Raw genomic sequence first — 930 nt, 5'->3', positions numbered from 1 at the left:
AGAAAGCTCTGTAACTGTCAGGATATTTTTGTTTGGTGCTGTCAGCTCTAAAAAACGTTATTTACCGACAGCTCCCTTTTTTCATTTTTTGCATGTAGCTTTATTTGCAGAAGTAGATTACGATATTAATAGTTGACCAGGGAGAGAAGAATGATTAGATAATATGTTATAGTGATAATGGAATTATGGTAACAAAAAAATTTATAAAAAAAGTGCAACCAAACAGAAAAAAATACGTTCTATATAATAGGCAACATTAATATGGCACACTGCAAATAACCTATCTGCATAAAAACACTAATATACAGGGGAGAAATGTGATATGGAAGATATACATATTATAAATTTATTTTTAGAAAGATCAGAAGATGCAATTCGCCAGGTAGAAGTAAAGTACGAAAAATTTTGCTTTAAGATTGCATGGAATATTTTATATAACACAGAAGATTCAGAAGAATGCGTAAATGATACGTGGCTGATAACGTGGAATAAGATTCCGCCCAAAACGCCAACAAAGTTATCTGCATTTCTTGGAAAAATAACCAGAAATTTGGCATTGGACAATTTCAGAAAGAAAAATGCTTCAAAAAGAGCAGATACACATATGATGGATATTTGTGGTGAAGTGGAAAAACTGGAAAATACAATAAAGGATTATGTGGAAGAGGATATAAAGAAAAAGGAAATTTTGAATATTTTAGAAAAATTTTTAAGTGATTTAAAAGCAGGGGACAGGGATATTTTTGTCAGGCGATATTGGTATATGGATAATATTAAAGACATTGCAAAAAGACATGGATGCTCTGAGACTAAAATTAAATCTAGTCTTTTTCGAAGCAGAAACAAATTATGGGAAGAGGTGAAAGAAATCATATGAAAAAAGAAAACAATTTTTTAGATCTGACAGCACCAAACAAAAATATCCTGACA

General features: G+C 30.9%; 1 protein-coding gene. It reads left to right on the top strand.

The window, feature by feature from the left end; genetic code table 11:
- Positions 1–322: 322 nt before the first annotated feature.
- Positions 323–877: an RNA polymerase sigma factor gene (locus WMO28_RS16760; RefSeq protein ID WP_118511542.1), complete on the top strand. Its 555-nt coding sequence runs from the start codon at positions 323–325 to the stop codon at positions 875–877.
- Positions 878–930: the final 53 nt, after the last annotated feature.

The organism is Blautia aquisgranensis (genome assembly GCF_040096615.1).
GTDB lineage: Bacteria > Bacillota > Clostridia > Lachnospirales > Lachnospiraceae > Blautia_A > Blautia_A aquisgranensis.
Note: the sequence above shows the minus strand (reverse complement) of the source record. Positions and strands in the feature narration are given on the sequence as shown.